Annotated in this window: 13 protein-coding genes; 8 read left to right on the top strand and 5 right to left on the bottom strand. The window is 43.7% G+C overall.

The window, feature by feature from the left end; translation table 11 throughout:
- The first annotated feature begins 12 nt into the window (after positions 1 to 12).
- From BMW71_RS01590 to BMW71_RS01555, 8 genes are all read left to right on the top strand, one after another.
- Complete coding sequence (locus BMW71_RS01590) at positions 13 to 927, top strand: alpha-D-ribose 1-methylphosphonate 5-phosphate C-P-lyase PhnJ (protein WP_092168529.1); 915 nt, start codon at positions 13 to 15, stop codon at positions 925 to 927.
- The gene (locus BMW71_RS01585; RefSeq protein ID WP_092168526.1) at positions 914 to 1756 is read left to right on the top strand and encodes an ATP-binding cassette domain-containing protein; all 843 of its coding nucleotides are present in this window, start codon (positions 914 to 916) and stop codon (positions 1754 to 1756) included. The genes BMW71_RS01590 and BMW71_RS01585 overlap by 14 nt, the downstream gene beginning before the upstream one ends.
- 10 nt (positions 1757 to 1766) lie before the next feature.
- Positions 1767 to 2471, top strand: coding sequence for a phosphonate C-P lyase system protein PhnL (locus BMW71_RS01580; RefSeq protein ID WP_092168523.1), 705 nt, complete (start codon positions 1767 to 1769; stop codon positions 2469 to 2471).
- A gap of 15 nt (positions 2472 to 2486) precedes the next feature.
- Entirely contained in the window at positions 2487 to 3683 is a 1197-nt protein-coding gene (locus BMW71_RS01575; RefSeq protein ID WP_092168520.1) for an alpha-D-ribose 1-methylphosphonate 5-triphosphate diphosphatase, read from the top strand.
- Between the two features lie 14 nt (positions 3684 to 3697).
- Entirely contained in the window at positions 3698 to 4492 is a 795-nt protein-coding gene (locus tag BMW71_RS01570; protein ID WP_092168517.1) for a hypothetical protein, read from the top strand.
- 113 nt (positions 4493 to 4605) lie between these two features.
- Complete coding sequence (locus BMW71_RS01565; RefSeq protein WP_092168514.1) at positions 4606 to 5253, top strand: LbetaH domain-containing protein; 648 nt, start codon at positions 4606 to 4608, stop codon at positions 5251 to 5253.
- A gap of 265 nt (positions 5254 to 5518) precedes the next feature.
- The gene (locus BMW71_RS01560; protein ID WP_092168511.1) at positions 5519 to 6292 is read left to right on the top strand and encodes a phosphonate ABC transporter ATP-binding protein; all 774 of its coding nucleotides are present in this window, start codon (positions 5519 to 5521) and stop codon (positions 6290 to 6292) included.
- A 3-nt stretch (positions 6293 to 6295) separates the two neighbouring features.
- Positions 6296 to 7432: an alpha-D-ribose 1-methylphosphonate 5-triphosphate diphosphatase gene (locus BMW71_RS01555; protein WP_092168509.1), complete on the top strand. Its 1137-nt coding sequence runs from the start codon at positions 6296 to 6298 to the stop codon at positions 7430 to 7432.
- Positions 7433 to 7513: 81 nt separating this feature from the next.
- On the opposite strand, the gene BMW71_RS01550 is transcribed toward BMW71_RS01555, so the two are convergent.
- The 5 genes from BMW71_RS01550 to BMW71_RS01530 all read right to left on the bottom strand — a co-directional run bounded on the left by BMW71_RS01550 (position 7514) and on the right by BMW71_RS01530 (position 16079).
- The gene (locus BMW71_RS01550; RefSeq protein ID WP_092168506.1) at positions 7514 to 8461 is read right to left on the bottom strand and encodes a DUF2147 domain-containing protein; all 948 of its coding nucleotides are present in this window, start codon (positions 8459 to 8461) and stop codon (positions 7514 to 7516) included.
- A 139-nt stretch (positions 8462 to 8600) separates the two neighbouring features.
- The gene (locus tag BMW71_RS01545) at positions 8601 to 11693 is read right to left on the bottom strand and encodes an efflux RND transporter permease subunit (protein ID WP_092168503.1); all 3093 of its coding nucleotides are present in this window, start codon (positions 11691 to 11693) and stop codon (positions 8601 to 8603) included.
- A 5-nt stretch (positions 11694 to 11698) separates the two neighbouring features.
- Complete coding sequence (locus BMW71_RS01540; protein ID WP_092168500.1) at positions 11699 to 12826, bottom strand: efflux RND transporter periplasmic adaptor subunit; 1128 nt, start codon at positions 12824 to 12826, stop codon at positions 11699 to 11701.
- Positions 12827 to 12828: 2 nt separating this feature from the next.
- Positions 12829 to 15186 (bottom strand): TolC family protein, encoded by a 2358-nt coding sequence (locus BMW71_RS01535; protein ID WP_092168497.1) that lies wholly within the window; start codon positions 15184 to 15186, stop codon positions 12829 to 12831.
- Between the two features lie 20 nt (positions 15187 to 15206).
- Positions 15207 to 16079, bottom strand: a complete 873-nt coding sequence (locus BMW71_RS01530) for a DUF6268 family outer membrane beta-barrel protein (protein ID WP_092168494.1) — start codon at positions 16077 to 16079, stop codon at positions 15207 to 15209.
- Positions 16080 to 16130 lie beyond the last annotated feature (51 nt).

The following is a 16130-nucleotide window of genomic DNA, read 5'->3' as shown; positions in this document are numbered from 1 at the left end:
CCTTTTAGATCCATGATCAAGACCAAAAAGTTTAACAGACCGTACAACTATGCCTTCATCGATGAAGCTACCAAAAAGGAAATCAGGCGAAAATTGCTTAAAGCTGTGTGTATACCCGGTTATCAAGTGCCCTATTCTTCCCCCGAAATGCCCATTGCACGGGGTTGGGGGACTGGCGGTTTGCATGTAACCCTGGCCATTATCGGTAAAAAGGATATCTTCAAAATCATCGACCAAGGCAATGACGAGAGCGTCAATGCCTGTAATTTGCGTGATTTTGTACATGCAGCTGCCGAATGTAAAGTTACATTTGACACCAGCCAGGCCAGCATAATCCAAACCCGCCACCGCATTACCGAGGAGAAACTGACCGACCAACAGATCATGGTTTTCCAAGTACCCCAGCCCGAGCCTTTGCGGTCGGTGGAACGATACGAGAAGAATACCCGGGAAATGCACGCTGAGATGAATTATGCGAAAATGTGGATTTCCCTGTACGAAGCTTATGTGAAATATGGGGCCATTATGCATGGGGCGGGCTATCCGGTAATGGTAAATAGGCGTTATATCATGTCCCCTTCGCCCATCCCCCGCTGGGACGTACCCAACTTGCACCAAAGCGATTGCCTATACCTGTTTGGTGCAGGCCGGGAAAAGCGTCTTTACGCCATCCCTCCCCATACCGAAGTTGAAGCGTTAGAATTCGACGATGTAACGTTTGAAATAGAAAAGTTTTTGGGAACTCCTTGCGAAGTCACCCAAGAGGAGATTGCATTTCTCGACGAAATCTACGAAGAAGGTGGGAAGAAAAAGCACCTTATCAACGACAGCAACTATCTCGATAAAAGGAAAAACAGGCAGGCTATCTTGCAGCATACCAACCCTTATTTGGAAGAACACAAAACCGAACAAAATGAACGAAAATAATTGGTTGCTCCGGGTTCAGAACTTGACCAAAGTTTACGGACCTTACCGTCCAGGCTGCCTGCAAAAGACCGGGCCAGCATTTCATACGAACATCTGCCCCGATACGGGTAGCATCGTTGCCTGTGCCCACATCAACTTCGACATTTACCCTGGTGAAGTTTTGGGTATTGTCGGGGAATCCGGTTCGGGGAAGAGCACCGTAGTTCAGCAACTGTATTTCGATTTGGAAGCCAGCGAAGGAGAGGTGTTTCTTTCCAAATACCAATCTGGGACGACCAACTTGCTGACCGAACCTAACGATAAAAAGCGCTATATCCGCAACCATTTGCTTGGCATGGTCTATCAAAACCCGCGGGATGGATTAAATTTTCGGTTTTCATCCGGAGGGAACATTGCAGAAAAACTGTTAATGGCTGGAGTTTTCCACGTCGGTAAAATACGGGAAAGGGCTTCTGAACTATTGGACCGCACGGAAGTGCCCCTACAACGAATGGACGATGCACCCGCCAATTTCAGCGGGGGTATGCAACAACGGGTGCAAATTGCCAAGGCCATGGCCAATAACCCCCCATTATTGCTGCTCGATGAAGTCACCACAGGCTTGGATGTATCCATCCAGGCCAAAGTGCTCGACCTTATCCGAGAAATCCAACGCGATCTCCATATCTCCATGGTGGTTGTATCCCATGACCTGGGCGTAATCAGGATGTTGACTAACCGGACTTTGGTCATGAAAAACGGGCGGATCGTCGAACATGGACTCACCGATCAAATATTGGAAGATCCGCAGCATCCATATACGCAATTGCTGGTTAGTTCACTGCTTTAAGGGAAGATACATGAAACCGATCCTAGAAATAGAACACTTGCGCAAAGAGTTTCTGTTGCATAACCTCCGCAGAAAGCGGATTTTGGCGCTCGATGATATTTCGCTCACAATCCGGGAAGGGGAAGTCATTGGGTTGGTCGGAAAGTCGGGCTCGGGTAAATCTACCCTAATGAAATGCATTTACCGAACCTATCTGAGCAGCACAGGTAGTATCAAATACCACTCTAGAACTTTGGGCGCCACCGACCTTGTCACCGCTACCGACCACGAAGTACTTGCCTTGCGCAAGTTAGAAATTACGTATTGCCCCCAGTTTTTGATCGCTATACCCCGGGTTCCTGCGGTCGAAATTGTTGCAGCCGGGCTGCGGGAACGGAAAACCGGCCATACTTTTTCTCCCATCCATTTGGCCAAAGAATATTTGCTGCGGATGGGGCTACCAGGTGAACTTACCGATGCCTATCCGGCAACTTTTAGCGGCGGGGAGCAGCAACGGATAAATGTAGCTCGCGCCATCATCTCCCAGCCCCGTTTCCTGCTCATTGATGAGCCGACAGCTTCTCTGGATTTACAAACTAAAAATACTGTTATAGATATGATCTTAGAACTGCGAGAAAATGGATCCTCTGTATTGCTTATCTCTCATGATGAACACACACTCCACCGTATGTGTGACCGGGTGGTCGAGCTGGTGAACGGGAAGACCAATTCCTAAAAAAACTACTGATGCATGAAAAGACTATTGATTTATAATGCCCATATAGTGACGCCTCTAGAGGTAATCCCATTTGGGTCGGTGGAAATTAAGGAGGGAAGAATTGTAGCGGTCAGCCGGGAGAATCCTCCATCAACTGGCACAGGAAATTTTTCGAGTTACCTGGATGCAGAAGGAAAATTATTGATGCCTGGCCTCATTGACCTACACACCGATGCCATTGAAAAGGAGATCCATCCCAGACCGGGCGCTAACTTCCCCGTTAACATAGCCTTCCGGGAACTAGAAAGAAAAATGAGTGGCTGCGGTATTACGACCGTCTACCACTCCATCTACCTTGGCTACCAGGCCGCCGAGGAATATGCTACGACCAGCCGGGTCAATCTTTTCGAAACGGTCGCCCAACTTTGCAAATCCAAGACCATCCTCAACAACCGTATCCATTTGCGCTACGAAATCACAAGTTCGAAGGATGTGGACACCTGCCTCACCCTGATCGAAAACGGATATGTGCAATTACTCTCGTTTATGGATCATACGCCAGGGCAAGGGCAATATGCTGGCGATAAATACCGGCGTTATTTAAAGGCAGACAGCAAAAATAAAGCGGAAATTGAAAGAATTTTCAGAGAAAGAATCACTCGAAACCGAATTATCCAAGGCGAATTGCAACGTATTGCCCAAGCCTGCCTGCACTACCAGATACCTATTGCTTCCCATGACGATGACCACGCGGTAAAAGTGATTGATATGCATAACTTGGGTTGTACGATCTGCGAATTTCCCATTAACTTCGAAGCGGCGCACCAAGGCAGGCTTTTGAACATGTACACCGTTGGTGGTGCAGCCAATATTTTAAGAGGGGGATCTCTTTCAGGAAACCTGAACGTGCAAGAAGCTGTTAAATCGCGGCTGATCAATACGCTTTGCTCTGACTACTATCCGCCGTCGTTACTACACGCCATTTTTAAGTTGGAGCAGGAAAAATCACTTTCACTACCAGAAGCCACGCGGTTGGCGACGTTACATCCCGCCGAAGCTGTAGGGCTAGGCAGTACCAAAGGCAGTATTCAAGAAGGAAAAGATGCCGATTTGATTTTGGTTGGGAGGGTCGAAGGCACGTACGTAGTCAGCCATACGTTTATCCAAGGAAGATTGACAGCCAGAGCGCATCATGAAACGCGCTTTGATTCCCTTCCGGTCGGAATTTAGAAAAGGCGAGGTTTATGAAGTATTTGAAACAAGATCTTTCATTCTCTGAGCACAATGACCACCAGGTCTGTGAAGTGAAACCTCTTACCCTTTGCGAAAAGGGTGATCATTTTCAGTTTGGGAAAAAATTTCGGTTAGTCAATGGCAAGTGGGAAACCTTGCCCTATCGGGGTTTTGCCTTCGTATGTATGGTAAAAGACAATAGCGGAAACGACTCGCTGCTCGACGAGCTTCGTTCTTACCAGCAACAGCTACTTACCGGAGCGCTTCGCGATCAAATTTACCCGTTGCCGCCGGACAGTTTCCATCAAACTATCGCCAATCTATTGTCCGGCAGCCGCTTTGCAACGCACATAGAAACGCCCGGTTTAACCACGGACTATCCACGGATGGTGGAGCAGGCATTGCGGGAAATTGTGCCATTTTCACACCCAAAGCCACTAGTCATGCAAATGATCGGGTTGGGAATTTTCGGATCTGCTTTTGGGGTTTTAGGCATCATCCCCAATGAAACGGATTACAACAAGATTGTCTACTTTAGGAATAAGCTTTACCAAGCACCACAAATGAATCGTATGGGTATCCAATGGACACGGCCTTTTATAGGGCACATTACCCTTGGGTATTTCGGGGAAGACATCGTAAAAAGTGACGTCCGCCAAAAACAGCTCATCGAGAGATGCATATCCCTCAATCAAACCATTAAAAAAGAGGGGCACAAATTCACCCTTCACACTGCCCAATTGAGGCGTTATGAAGATTTATCGCGATTTGAACACCCAAGCAATTATCCTGAATGGATTTTCTAAGTACTCTTGCAATCAATCATCTAGTTATTCTATTTTCTCAATCCAAACCGAATAAAATCAAGCCTGCCTACCGGACAGGCAGGCATCTGACCATTAAAGACAATTATAAATAAATGAAATTCATTGACCAATTTCCAGCAAAAAAGGGGGATTTGCCGCTATTAGGAGAAGAACCGGTGGTGGATGAAACCTGTAAGCTTTACAAAGTAGAATTGGGCTGTTACACCTACCTTGCCCCACACACTTCAGCGCACGATGTCAGTTTTGGGGATTACAGCTATACCGCCGGGAATGTTTCGATGGCTTATGCGCGCATCGGGAAATTTGCCTCTATTGCCAACAGTGTCCGAATCAACCCTGGAAACCATCCCCAATGGCGGGCTACTCAACACCATTGTACCTACCGCCGAGTGCTTTACGGGTTCGATTCTGAAGACGATCATGATTTTTTCCGATGGAGGCATGACCACCATTGCCTAATTGGCCATGATGTGTGGATAGGCCACGGTGCGATCATTATGCCAGGCGTGAAAGTTGGGACTGGTGCTATTGTCGGATCAGGCGCCATCGTCACAGATGATATTCCCCCTTATGCGATTGCCGTCGGCGTAAAAGCCAAGGTGATCAAATTCCGGTTTCCGGAACACATCAGCCAAGCATTACAACAGATCGCTTGGTGGGATTGGGATCGAGTCACCCTGGAGGAACGTTTTAAGGATTTCCTTCAAGTAGAAGCATTTATCGAAAAATATGGTCAATAAGGGGCTCAGACATTTGATGTGGCAACGTGATTTGTCATTTTCAAAATATACTACCATGAAATTGAGCCGGACGAGAAAGTTACTTACACAGTTAAAAGATTATCGAGCATGCTAGATTGACTGCCTGTATTGGCAAAAAGGCATGGCAAATACGTCACACGATGGGATGATCATAAAACATGCGACCAGCTTGCCGGTAGGCAGGGATTCCCCTTCCGACTGGCGTTATCCGGGCATCTGAAGTCTTAAAAAAAATTATAAACAGATGAAATTACAAGTAAAGGGAATCACCAAAGTATTGCCCAATGACAAAAAATTACTTGACCAAATCTCTTTTGAGGTAAAAAAAGGGGAATTTGTTGGGATTATCGGGAAAAGCGGTGCCGGTAAAACCCTCACGTTAAAGTGTATCAATGGCCTTTTGAAACCCGACAGTGGCTCCGTTTGCTTGATCGACGAAGCTGGAAAAATTAGGGAACTCAACAGAGTAAAAGGCAAAAAGCTCCGGGAAACGAGGCAGATGATCGGCGTGGTGTTCCAAGGTTTCCATTTGGTAAAAAGGCTGACCTCCCTGGAAAACGTGCTAATCGGGCGTTTGGGCAGCATTAGCCCCTGGCGGAGCATTTTATTGGGCTTTACAGACAAGGAAGCGCACGAAGCCCTGGATCTCCTCGAAAAAGTAGGCATCAAAGATTTGGCTTTCCGGAGGCTTGGGTCGCTGAGCGGTGGGGAAATGCAGCGCGTAGCCATCGCACGTGCCTTGTTCCAGTCTCCAGCCATCTTGTTAGCCGACGAGCCTATTGCCAACCTTGACCCTGCCAACGCGTTGGCAATCATGCAATTGTTACAACCTTTGAAATCCAAAATGCCTGTTGTAGGGGTTTTTCACCAACCTGAGATGGTGGCTCGTTTTTGCACGAGGGTCATCGGCCTGAAAAACGGTCAAGTTATTTACGATGGCGAACCACGCCTCGAAGCAGCTCAGTTATTGGAAATTTATGGCGAGGAGCTGGGGGAATTGTCGTCTTTAGCTTATTAAACCATGCAAAAAACGATTTTAAAAAACGCGCACATTGTCACCCCCCACGAAGATTTCATGGGCGGGTTGGTCATTGAAAACGGCGTTATCACAGATATTAGGCGGGGCAGGCATCTATTGGAAGGCGAAGATCTGAATGGCAAATGGCTTATTCCAGGTTGCATCGACATCCATTCAGACTATTGGGAAAAAGAGATCCACCCCAGACCCAGCGCTAATTTCCCGCTCAACATGGCTTTTCATTTTATGGACCAGCGTGCGGCGGCCTGTGGCATCACTACAGTTTTTACAGCCATTAGTTTTTCCGAAGATGCTGACAAAAACCGTACCTTTTCCGAGGCCATACACTATGCCAAGACTTTGGAAAACTGCTCCCAATCGGCCCTAGTCAGGCATTTCGTCCATGCACGGCTTGACCCAAACACGGATAAAGTGCTGGAAGTTCTACCCGAAATCAAAAGCATTGAAGCCTTGAAGTTGGTAGTTTTCAATGAAAACATCCCGGGCCAAAGGCAGTTCTCCTTCGAATTTGAGGTAGAAAGGAATGCCCACCGATTGGGGATTTCCCGACCGGAAGCAAGGAGTTTTCTTCAAGAAAAAATAGACCGGATGCGCGAGATCAACCACCGCTCAGCCATCAGCCAAATGCTTCACAAGCAGGTTTGTCTGGGAAGCCACGACGATACCATGGTTACGCATGTAGACGAAGCTGCCGCGCATGGCTGTGTGCTTTCCGAAATGCCCACCAGCATCGCCGCCGCCCGAAGGGCCAAAGAACAGGGGCTATGGGTCTGCATGGGCGCCCCCAATTTAGTCAGAGGCGGGTCGCATTGTGGCAATTTGTCTTCACTGGATGCGATGAAGGAACGCCTTGTCGACATGTTCTGCAGTGACTACCATTTCCCTACGTTGATGACTGGGGTGATGAAGATGCTACAACTTGGATGGACACCCAGCGAAGCCGTAAACCAAGTGTCCCTCAATCCAGCAAAAATGCTTCAGATGAACGAAATAGGAAGTATCGAGATTGGGAAAAAAGCAGATTTGGTGGCTTTCCATCCAGAAGGTACCTTCGCAAAAGTCGAAACGGTTTGGATAGAAGGTATTGAGAAGTTCTCGCTGCGCCTTGGCGAAAAATGACCGAGACGAGGTCGCTTTTTTAATTTGACATAGAAAACATCGCCGCCATTAGCCAAGTGTTTTGCCTGTCAAAAACGCCCATTAATTCCTAATTATGATTGTCCTTTTTCTAATGGGTCTGGGGCTGGTGCGAATGACAGTTGTATGCTCAACTACGGGCCTTGGTCTAACTACCACTGTTCGAGGCCGGAAGTATGGCGGATAATATCCAATCCGGTAGGGTGATATCCAACCGGTATATCTAGGCCCCCAAAACCAAGTCACAATGGATGGAACTCGCCTGTAAGCGGGTATGACCACATAGTTTTTACCATAAAATGCTTCATCTCCTATTACCTCAACATTAACTTCATTATTGCTATCTTTAATCACAACAATAGAAGCAACTGTTTTATTTGTGTTGTCATTCACAGCCGCTTGAACATAAACCGTGCGCTTATCGCCTTCCTCTTTTTCTACGACCTTTAAATAATCTACTTCATCATCTTTATTGAGGTCAAGGTTTGAAATCTTATTAGCTGGATCGTTAAGTCGTCTCTCAAAATCTTCAAGATCTGATGATTCCCCGAAAATTTCCGCAACTACGTCCAAATCCAAATTTTCTTCGGCCTCTTTGATTTCCTCTTCACTAAAAGTGTTTACATCACTCATTTTGATTTCCGGTAAAATTTCAGGCAAGTCTCCTGCTTTATCCCATTCAATCACCTTTTTCCCAAAGCCACTGTATACTGTAATGACAAGCTGTTCATTTTTAGGTTTAAATTCTGCATTGTACCATTCTCCCCTGTCTATCACATATATTTTTCCTTTGTAGGAATCCCCACTTTTCACAAGGTCCTTGACCAAAATGTTGCCAATTTTCGCATTGAAATTATCGGAAGCATATATGGTTCCATCGTACGTATTATTCACTTTTTCTATTTTAACAACCGTGTTTTCTTTACCCGTATTCCACAAACCTTCTAAGGACTGGGCGTTCAAAGAGATTGATGTAAAAATAAGAACAACTAAGACTGCTAGGTTTTTCATTGGTTTACTATTTAACTTACAACTATAACGAATGAATTATAAATCAACTTAATATAAGATAAGAACAGAATCCGGCTCGCGTTTTTTTAAGCAATATTCAGCCTGCTACAATAGTCTATGCGTGCACCAATGCTACTATCTAGTTCACAGTATCTTCTTGTTTATTTTTAAATAATAGCTTAAAAATTACCGGTACAAAAATCAGCAGGATAATTGTTCCAAAAAGTAGTCCAAATATTATGGTGATCGCCATTGGCGACCAAAGTTCACCTCCGCCTGTCCAAAGCGGAACCATACCGCAAGACGTGGTAAGCGTGGTAAGCATAATAGGACTAAAGCGATCGTTTGCCGCTTTTTTGATACTTTCCAACAACCCCTTTCCCTCGTTTAACTCACTACCCATTTTATCTATAAGGACAATAGCATCATTTATAATAATTCCTGCGAGGGAGATTATACCCAAAAAGGCCGTAAAACTAAAAAATGAACCCACTACCAAAAGGCCTCCTGTAACACCTACAATAGCAAGCGGAATAGTCATAAAAATGATGCTTGCTTTCCGGAAGGAATTAAACTGAATTACCAGGAGAAGAATGATAATAAAGAAGGAAAGAGGTAAATTGAGAATAACCGCTCCCATGGCGTCGTTACTACCTTCTGCATCTCCTCCAAATTCATAGGTATACCCACTATCCCATTTTTGGGACTCTTCGTGCATCAAGGGACGGATGGCTTCATCCATTATATCACTCGCAAGGTATCCGTCTGCCACGCCTGCCTGGATAATTAAATTCCGAGCAAGCTTTCGTCTTAATATTTTAGAATATTGCCAAGGGACTTCAATTTCTGCCACTTGCGACAATGGGATACTTGTACCTCTGGCTTGAGAAAATACATTCAGGTTCTCAATATCCGTATACGCTAAATTCTCAATTCCTTCCCTTTTCATAGTCATCGGGATACTTTGATCTTCATCCCGAAACTCACCAACCTCAAAACCATCTAAAGAAGTAAGCAAAGAAATCGCAACATCTTGATTGGTGAGGCCGGATCTTGAAAGTTTATTCTCATCAATTTTTACATATAGTTTTTTAATTCGAGACCCCCAGTCATCTGTAACATTTATAGTTCCGGGAGTTTGAAATAGTTTTGTTTTGATTCTATCAGCAATCCTGAATAATTCATCTGGGTCGTCTCCGGCAATTCTTATTTCTATAGGTGCTGCGGCACCGCCTGATCCCACCAGCCGACTGATTTTTACTTCGGCATCAAGCAGATTATTACCCGCAAAATCCCTTAACTTATTTATTACTATGTCGTTAGCTAAATTAGATGTTGTATTGAGCAGCATATGGGCATAGGATGAGTTAGGTTCACCGGCAAAATACCCTAAGTCATATGCCTCTGGACCTTTACCTATATACGATGACCAATTGATTATGCCTTCTTCAATATTCTCATTGACCAGTAGACTATCTTTTATATAACTTTCAAGAAGCGCCACTTTTGAGTCAGTAGTTTCAATCTTAGTACCTAGCGGATAGTTAATATCTACCACCACTAGATTTCTATCATTTGGCGGCATAAAAATGCTTGGGATGAACCTAAATCCAAAAAGTGACAGGAAAAATAGCACTAGGATAGTTAAACAAGTAAGCACTGGTTTGTTCAATGCCCATTCTAAGTACCTGTTATAGTGCCCCCTCAGGTAATCAAATATGGTTTTATGTTCTTCTGTTCCGTTGTGGACTTTCAAAAGTGAGTTGCCAAAAAGCGGGATGATGGTAAACGCCATCAACCATGAAGAAAGCAACGCCATCGTGATAACTAAAAAGATATTTCCCATCATATCCCCCATAGTGCCATCTGCCAAATAGAAAGAAAGAAAGGCTGCACTGGTAGTTAATGAAGAAATAAGCAGCGGTGTCATATACTCTTTGGCAGAATTTACAGCCGCATCAAATTTTGATTGTCCTGCATGCAGCTTTTCCAGCAAGCCCTCTACCATTACAATGCCATTGTCAACCAACAATCCAAGCGCCATGATAAGAGATGCAAGTGTCACCTGATTAAGCCCAACGTCAAACAATCCCATCAGTAAGAAAGTAAGGATGATGGTACCCGGAACCATACTGGCGATGATTACACCCGCTCTCCATCCCAATACAACTAAAATAACCAAAAGAACGATTACAATACTTTGAAGTAAATTAACTATAAATACATCGATTTTCTTCTTAACCTCTTTATCCTGAGAGGCGATGCGCATGGCATTGATTCCAAGGGGCAATTTTGTCTCATTGTAGTCCTTTATAAGATTATCAACATCGTTACCTAATTCAATTAAGTTAGCTCCTTCTTTTACAGAAACATATAAAGCTAAGGACTGATTGCCGTTTATCCTTACAATGGATTCCTTAGGAGTAACATAGCCTCTTTTAATGGTTGCCAGATCTCCTAACAATACCGTTTCTCCTTGTAGGCCTATGGGTATCACTAGATTTTGAATGGATTCAATAGATTCAAAATTTCCGGAGGATTCCAGAATTATTCGTTCCTCGCCAAGATTGATTTGACCCGATGGGATGATGATATTACTTTCTGAAATAATATTTTTTAGTTGACCTGAAGTGAGTCCGACTTGAGCAAGTTTAGCATCGTTATACTCAATATGTATTCGCTCTTCAACCGTACCACCAATAATTACTTTGGCTGCATCATCAAGCGCTATTAGGTCATCTCTAAGTTTGTCAGCATGGGCTTTTAGCTCATTATATTCATAACCATCGGATTCCAAGCCAACGAAAATGCCATATACCACACCAATATTTTCGTCGTTTAGATTGGGGCCATAAATACCCTCGGGAAGGTCTTTCCTTATATTGTCTATTTTTCTTCTGGCCAAATCCCAAACAGACTGTAATTTATTTGCAGGAACATCTTCCCGGACGGTCATTTTCACAATGGAAACGCCTGTTCTGCTCGTACTTGTTATTGTTTTAACTTCCGGGATTTCTTGTAATATCTTTTCTACTTTATCACTAATAAGGGATTCGACGCGTTCTGGGCTGGCTCCAGGAAATTGGGTGATGATGGTTGCTACTCGTACGGTAAATGGAGGCATACTATCCCGGGATAGGTTCCCGTATTCTACGAGTCCCATTAAAATTACCAGCAGCAAGGCAAGGATCGTTATCCTGTTATATTTAAGTGAGAGTCCTGTTAAATTCATAAGAGTTATTTTTCCAAGAGTTTCACTTTTTTCCCATCGAATAGCGCTCTAAGCCCGGCAACAGCAACAAGATCACCCTCCTTAAGTCCCTTTTTGATGATATACCCATCCTCGGTAATGGCACCTAAGTCTATTGCAACCTTCCTAGCTATATAAATCCCTTCTTCATTATCTGGAATCAGCTTGAATGCATAATTACCTTCTGTTCCACTAGCAATGGCTTTTAAAGGAGCTACAACTTCATTTCTTGTGGCCTCCTTATCCGTACCCACCCTAAAATTAACTTCGCTTACCATGCCCGGTCTTATTTCATCTACTGGGCTAATCATTTTGAGTTTAACCGGATAGGTGGTTGATTTTTCTGAGGCGAATGCGATTTCTACCACCTCTGCCTCAAATAATTGCGCAGGCAACGAAGGGAATTTTACGGTTGCTTGCTGTCCCATCGTAAGCTTATTGATAACAACTTCTGGAACGTTTACTTCAACTTCCGGACGGCCAAGCGAACTCACCTTGGCAATCAACATGCCGGCATTCACTACCTCATTAGCCTGCACCTCTATCGCTGTAATGACTCCATCTATTGGAGACGACAAACGGGTATAACTCATCTGATTGCCAGCAGCCATTAATTGTTGGTCTGTTGTTTTAACTTGCGAACTTGCGGCATCGTATTGTGCTTGTGCCGCATCAAGGGCCGCCTTTGCCTGTTGGTATTCACTAAGAGCCACACTGTTATTTTCATAGAGTTGGGCTACTCTATCGTAGGTTGATTTCGCACTGATGAGCTGGGCTTCAGCCGCTTTCGCATTGGCCACAGCCCCTTCTTTTTGCGAAACCGCCTGATTGGATTGAATAGAATAATCCGCCGGGTCAATCGAGGCGATAAGTTGCCCTTTTCTTACCCTGTCACCTAATTTAACGGCAACGGAGGACAAGGTACCCGCTACCTTAAAACTGAGATTGGTTTCATTTTGCGCTTTTGCCACTCCTGAGAAGGTATATGTTTTCACCCCTGAAGGAAGCTCAACTTTTCCATATTTGATGGAACGAATCTGTTGGTCCGTTTCTGCTGATTTTTCCCCACAAGATATGAGGGCAATCAAAAAAAACGGTATGATAGGTAGCTTCATAGTTAGTTAGTTTTGAAATTGAGAAAGCGCTGAAGAAATTCTGCTCTTTGGGCTTCGGTTGCCAAAAAGGTATAGTTGCCTATGGATCGTTGCAACGCAAAGAAATCGAGCATAAATTGGTAAGCTGCATTGGTTGCATTAAGCTGTGCTCCCAACAGTGAATGCTGCGCATCCACCAAAGTAATAATATCTACCTGCCCAGATTGATATAGATTCCGGACTATTTCGATATTATTCTCCGCTGAGGCTGCGGCACTCTTTGTGAGTCGTATGTTATTATACGAGGCGTTTACCTGTTCCATATTGGCCCGAACCTGTAATTCGAGCAGATTATTCACATCACTTTGTTGATCTTTCAATTGGTACAAACTCACTTTCGTTTTTTGCTTCTCATATTTTCTTGAACCGCCTGCAAACAATGGTATCGACACATTGACGCCGGCATTCCAAGTCGGAAGATTATTTATTTCAACTCCGGGAAGGGGAAGCGGATCGCCCGGATTTACCGTCTTGATAGGATAGTCATAGCCGGCCCCTAAGGCCAGGGTTGGCATGTAAAAGGAACGTCTATTGGATTTCAGTAAACGCTCTTGAGCGGCAATGGCCAATTGGATTTGTTGTAATTCCGGAAGATTCTGTTGCGCTTCATTCACCAAAAAATCAACAAACTGATTAAAACTTGCCTGGTCTTGAATGAGGGTTAAAAAAACTGGCGTTACCTCTTCTATATATTGACTGATATTTTCTGATGACTCAACGGAGAACACGTCACCAATTGGACGGTTTAAGGTCTCATTCAACTGATATCCGGCTGCTTTTAACTGCGCATTAGTTGCATACAGTTCCGTTTTTGCCAGATCTAACTCCGTTTGCCACCTGTACACATCACTCGATCCACTGTAGCCCACTTTTTCCTTATTCTTAGCAATGGCCAGATTTTGATTAACCGCCCTAATGTTATTGTTTTGTAAATCAAAAACTGCTGATGCTTGCATATACGTGAAGTAGCGTTGAGCGACCTCTAGGATGACATCCAGTTCTGATTGCTTTTGAGCCTGTCGTTGACTTTCAAACAGTAGTTTTTGAATGGCAATATTAGCCATTGCTGGCTCTGAAAAAATCAGCTGTGAGAAGGAAGCGCCTGCTGTCCAATTAAAACTTCCCAACGTGCCAAAGGAACTATTTACGGTATTTTCATCTAGGGAAAAGCCTGTTGATTCCACATTTAGTTGAGGTAAATAATTGCTTTTCGCCAAACTCACATCTTTAGCGTTAATCTGGGTTTGTTTGGCTTCAATTTGGTATCCCAAGTTATTTTCGATGCCTTCTGCGATAGCCCCTTTCAAAGTGAGTATTCGTGGCGTGTTCGGTCTATTGATATTGACCAATAATGCATTATCCAAAAGGGTCCAATTTGGATATTTAGCTGTCTTATTGACCGTCTCCATATTGATCACTAGTTGGTTGCTAAAAGATTCCATATTGACTGGTAAATCCTTCGGATTTTCACCGCCTGCAATCTTCTCAATATTGATCGCAATTCTTCGCGGTATCTTATTGATGTTATCGCTTACCGCAAAAGCCGCATAGGCGCCTTGCTGCAGCATCGGGACATCCAACATAGAAAAGGAAGGCAACTTTCTTTCTATTAATTGAGCAAAAAATTCTTCAATTTCTTTGGAAGAATAGGTAGTCAATGGAGACAGGATATAAACGCCACCTACATCCTCCGGAATTTTGGCAACGGTATTTTCTAAAACAGTTTCAAGACTAATCCATTCTATTTCCGTATCAGCCGGAATTTGGATATCTTCTCCACTAAAACCAAGGGTTGAAAGGTTGAAATGGGTCAGAATCGCCAGTTTTGAACAGCGACAAATTTCTTTCAGGGTATTAATCCCTGCCACAATATCGAAAGGGGATTTTATGTAGGTGTAATTAAAAATACCACTCCTAGCATTTGGCAATAGCAGATTTGTACTATCCTCGTTGAAAAGTTGGATGGATGCAATGCTTGGTATTGGAAAGACCCTTTGATTGGAGATGATTTTGCTTGATAAAACACCTACTCCAACCAAGACGTCCACTTGCTTTTTGGCATAAATAGCTCCGATTTCATCGTTGATCTCTATTAAATTTCCATTGGTATAAACTTCTGTAAAACTCAAATCGTATCTGGAGGAAAGCAAAGCACTTATCTCTGCTTTTATTACCCCTTCAAATAAATGTTCACCTTGTTTGGCACCATCCGATACAATGCCCACCTTAAAGGTTTGTTGTCCGTTGGCCTCAAAAAAAAACACCACCGTTAAAATTATACTAATGAATTTTAGAGGACCTAGCGATATTGGTTTTTCCATGTTTTTAGTGCTTGCTTCGTTTAATTATTTTGCCCTTCCTCAAAGTTCTTATATTTTGGAGTGAAAGAGAGCCCCACTGCAAAGTAAGGTGCTGCTTGTGGCGTCCTGTCAATTATTTCACCATCAATATCGACCAATTCCAATCTTCTTCCAACTGCCATACCGCCTTGCAGAGTTATATTTATAGCATTTTTTAACTTCCAGGAAATCGCAGGACCAACTACTAGGCGGCTGTAACCCACTTCGTCGATTGAGCTACTGACAGTCTGAATCTCGGTTGTATTATTAAACACCCCACCATTTAAGCCAGCCCTCAGACCGTAGGTAAACAAATTGCTATGTGTCTTAAACATCAAACTATATTTACTTGGCAAAACAAGATCCAATTCAAGCTTTCTTGTATCGTACTTTATAAAACCCGTTGGGATGAGCAGTTGACGACCAATAAGTGTGGTATAGGCCAACCCAAGCCCATATTTGAAATTTTCATTTTTGGTATTTATCAATAGGGCATTTGCTTGGTACAGCAAATCATCCCCGCTTAGGGTTTCTTCAAGATCCGAAGCAAGAGTTGGGGCAAAGTTGACTACCAATCGCCAATTTGGATTCAAGGATTGGAAAAGCCCGAGGTTATAGGAAATGCTGTGATAGTATCTTTCGGCTTTTACCCTACCGCCAAGGGTTGGGTTAGCTTCGGTAATGACCCTAAGATTGCCATATTCAATTCGATGAATAAGGACCGTCTTTCTGTTTCTTTTAATGGGCTGAGGTATAGCAACCTGTACCCCCCATTCAAAAAAACCAATCTCACCATCTATCGCAGTCTCCTCAATAGTCTGCTTAGGATAATATGCAGATTGAATTTTTATAAACTCAAAATCCTGAGCATACATATTGAAGCTGAATAGCAGCAATGAAATTAAATAAAAACACTTAGACGTAAA

Origin of the sequence: Cyclobacterium xiamenense (assembly GCF_900109255.1) — a bacterium.
GTDB classification, from domain to species: Bacteria; Bacteroidota; Bacteroidia; order Cytophagales; family Cyclobacteriaceae; genus Cyclobacterium; species Cyclobacterium xiamenense.
Note: the sequence above shows the minus strand (reverse complement) of the source record. Positions and strands in the feature narration are given on the sequence as shown.

What these genes read in the sequence shown, in the direction of transcription:
- BMW71_RS01590 (WP_092168529.1), top strand. Translation starts at nt 13, where the DNA reads ATGATCAAGACCAAAAAGTTTAACAGACCGTACAACTATGCCTTCATC.
- BMW71_RS01585 (WP_092168526.1), top strand. Translation starts at nt 914, where the DNA reads ATGAACGAAAATAATTGGTTGCTCCGGGTTCAGAACTTGACCAAAGTT.
- BMW71_RS01580 (WP_092168523.1), top strand. Translation starts at nt 1,767, where the DNA reads ATGAAACCGATCCTAGAAATAGAACACTTGCGCAAAGAGTTTCTGTTG.
- BMW71_RS01575 (WP_092168520.1), top strand. Translation starts at nt 2,487, where the DNA reads ATGAAAAGACTATTGATTTATAATGCCCATATAGTGACGCCTCTAGAG.
- BMW71_RS01570 (WP_092168517.1), top strand. Translation starts at nt 3,698, where the DNA reads ATGAAGTATTTGAAACAAGATCTTTCATTCTCTGAGCACAATGACCAC.
- BMW71_RS01565 (WP_092168514.1), top strand. Translation starts at nt 4,606, where the DNA reads ATGAAATTCATTGACCAATTTCCAGCAAAAAAGGGGGATTTGCCGCTA.
- BMW71_RS01560 (WP_092168511.1), top strand. Translation starts at nt 5,519, where the DNA reads ATGAAATTACAAGTAAAGGGAATCACCAAAGTATTGCCCAATGACAAA.
- BMW71_RS01555 (WP_092168509.1), top strand. Translation starts at nt 6,296, where the DNA reads ATGCAAAAAACGATTTTAAAAAACGCGCACATTGTCACCCCCCACGAA.
- BMW71_RS01550 (WP_092168506.1), bottom strand. Translation starts at nt 8,461, where the DNA reads ATGAAAAACCTAGCAGTCTTAGTTGTTCTTATTTTTACATCAATCTCT.
- BMW71_RS01545 (WP_092168503.1), bottom strand. Translation starts at nt 11,693, where the DNA reads ATGAATTTAACAGGACTCTCACTTAAATATAACAGGATAACGATCCTT.
- BMW71_RS01540 (WP_092168500.1), bottom strand. Translation starts at nt 12,826, where the DNA reads ATGAAGCTACCTATCATACCGTTTTTTTTGATTGCCCTCATATCTTGT.
- BMW71_RS01535 (WP_092168497.1), bottom strand. Translation starts at nt 15,186, where the DNA reads ATGGAAAAACCAATATCGCTAGGTCCTCTAAAATTCATTAGTATAATT.
- BMW71_RS01530 (WP_092168494.1), bottom strand. Translation starts at nt 16,079, where the DNA reads ATGTATGCTCAGGATTTTGAGTTTATAAAAATTCAATCTGCATATTAT.